2 protein-coding genes and 1 pseudogene are annotated in these 2,364 nt (G+C 61.8%); 1 reads left to right on the top strand and 2 read right to left on the bottom strand.

Annotation, left to right across the window (positions count from 1 at the left end):
• A partial coding sequence (locus Q0288_RS13170; protein WP_299431157.1) for an HNH endonuclease occupies positions 1–579 on the top strand: 579 nt, incomplete at its 5' end.
• 75 nt (positions 580–654) lie between these two features.
• Here the strand turns inward: Q0288_RS13170 and gabT are convergent.
• Positions 655–1,956, bottom strand: a complete 1,302-nt coding sequence (gabT, locus tag Q0288_RS13165; protein WP_299431155.1) for a 4-aminobutyrate--2-oxoglutarate transaminase — start codon at positions 1,954–1,956, stop codon at positions 655–657.
• Positions 1,957–2,114: 158 nt separating this feature from the next.
• A pseudogene (glyA, locus tag Q0288_RS13160) lies at positions 2,115–2,364 on the bottom strand (serine hydroxymethyltransferase); the annotation flags it as partial.

Below are 2,364 nucleotides of genomic sequence, written 5' to 3'. Positions count from 1 at the left end.
GGCCAGATCCAGCATGGCCTGGGAAAGGGGGGCCTGGGCCCAGGTTCGGCCGGCTTCGTGTTCGATCCGCCGATCCACCTGAATCCGCTCCCGTGGTTTCCGGCCTTTCTGAAAAGCCAGAGCAACTTCAGCCTAGGTCTTCAATCCATCAAGGACGAGTTCGTGACACACTTGGAGGAGCTTTGGTCGGCGCGACGGGCCGGGCATCCCGCTCCTGCGACCTTCCCCGATGAGGTCGAACCCGGCACGGTCTTCCGAGAAGGCGCAGTCGTCCGCGTCTCGGTGAATGCCTATGAGCGGAACCCGGCGGCGCGACGTGCCTGTATCGAGCAGTATGGGACCAATTGCTGTATCTGCGGGTTCAATTTCGGGCAGGTGTACGGGTCGGCGGTTGACGGCCTGATCCATGTCCATCATCTGCGCCCGCTGGCGAAGGTGGGGGCCGAGTACACCATTGATCCGATTGCAGACTTGCGGCCCGTTTGCCCGAACTGCCACGCGGTGTTGCACTCCCGCACCCCGGCGTACAGCATTGTGGAGGTTCAAAGGTTGTTGCAGCGGCGGGGAGGAGACGGCTAACCAGTCGCTCACCCGCTGGAACTCGAGGGTAACCTCGCGTCGTATAAACGACCCCACCTGTTTTGACCCCGTGGCTTAGCCTTCGGCCAGGGCCTGCTCGAGGCTCTCCTCCAGAATTGCCAGACCCTGCTGAGCTTCCGCCTCGCTCACCACCAGCGGAACCAGACAACGGATCACATTGTAGTGCATCCCGGCCTTGAACAGCAGCAGGCCCTTCTCGCGGGCGATTTCGACCAGGCGGTTAGTAAGTTGGGCATCGGGGCTTTTAGCCTCGAGGTCTTTGACCAGCTCCATGGCAATCATGGGCCCCAGGCCGCGCACATCGCCGACCACCTGGGGAAAACGGGCCTGAATCCGGCGGAAACCCTGGTGCAACACCTCTCCCAGCTTCTGGGCTTTGTCCAGCAGCTTCTCCTGCTCGAAGATGTCCAGCACCGCCAGCGCCGCCGCACAGGAGAGGGGGTTGCCGCCAAAGGTGCTGCCCAGGCCGCCCACAGTGGGCGCGTCCATTATCTCGGCCTTGCCCAGTACGCCCCCGATGGGCATTCCACCGCCCAGGCTTTTGGCAAAGCAGACCAGGTCGGGCTCCACCTCGGCGTGCTCGATGGCCCAGAATTTGCCGGTGCGGCCAATGCCAGTCTGCACCTCGTCGTCAATCAGCACCATGCCGTGCTTCTGGGTCAGGCTGCGCAGGGCCTTGAGAAAGGGCCTGGGCGCGGGCACAAAGCCGCCCTCGCCCAGTTGTGGCTCGATGATGATGGCGGCGACCCGCTCGGGCGCGATGGCGGTCTCGAGCAGTTCGTGCAGGCCGTCCAGGGCCTTGCGGGTGTCCAGCCCGTGGTACTCGTAGGGGTAGGGGGCGTGGTAGACCTCGGGGGCAAAGGGGCCGAAGTTCTGCCGGTAGGGGTTGACCTTGCCGGTCAGGGTCATGCCCATCAGGGTGCGCCCGTGGAAGCTGTTGCGAAAGGCGATCACGCCGGGCCGGTTGGTGTAAGAGCGGGCAATCTTAATGGCATTCTCGGTGGCCTCGACCCCGGTGTTCAGAAAGAAGGCTTTTTTCTCGCCACCAATGGGGGCGGTGGCGGCCAGCCGCTCGGCCAGCTCGATATAAGGCTCGTAGGCTACCCCTGGAAAGCAGGTGTGCATGAACTGGCGCAACTGTTTTTCGACAGCCTCTACCACCCTGGGATGGTTGTGCCCGACATTGAGTACCCCAATTCCACCAAACCAGTCCAGGTACTCCTTGCCGTCGGCATCCCAGATTTTGCCGCCTTCGGCTTTTTGTACTACCAGCGGGTGTACCTGCGAAACGCCTCTGGGGACGATCTTGTGGCGACGCTCGAGCAACGCCTGGTTTTTGGAAGGGGCTTGAATCATAGGGTTCCTCCGATAGTCCAGCTTTGAGTGTATCCCGCCTGCTGCCGCTTGTGTACCCCATGGGCGCCCAGGCCGAAAAGTATTTACCAGAAGGCGGCCAAGAAGGCATTAACGCTGATATTTATTCGGAAATTGGAGCAGACCCGCCACCCAAAACTTTACGGCAGTGGGAACTGTGAGGCAAAGGCTTTGACCGCTGCCCTCAGGATATGGGGGTCTTCTCCCTTGAGGGCGCGGTCAATTAACTCGGCGATCCTGGGCATGTGCGCCTCGGTCATGCCACGGGTGGTGATGGCCGGGGTGCCGATGCGAATGCCCCCTCCGTGGATGATTTTCTCGGTGTCGTAGGGCAGGGTGCTTTTGGAGATGGTGATGTGGGCAGCATCTAAGAGCCTGGTGAGATCGGAA

The organism is uncultured Meiothermus sp. (assembly GCF_937863175.1).
In the GTDB taxonomy this organism is placed as follows: domain Bacteria; phylum Deinococcota; class Deinococci; order Deinococcales; family Thermaceae; genus Meiothermus.
This window is presented reverse-complemented; position numbering and strand designations above follow the sequence as displayed.

Bases quoted from the DNA above. Each gene is read 5' to 3' on its own strand.
- gabT (WP_299431155.1), bottom strand. From the start codon at position 1,956: ATGATTCAAGCCCCTTCCAAAAACCAGGCGTTGCTCGAGCGTCGCCAC.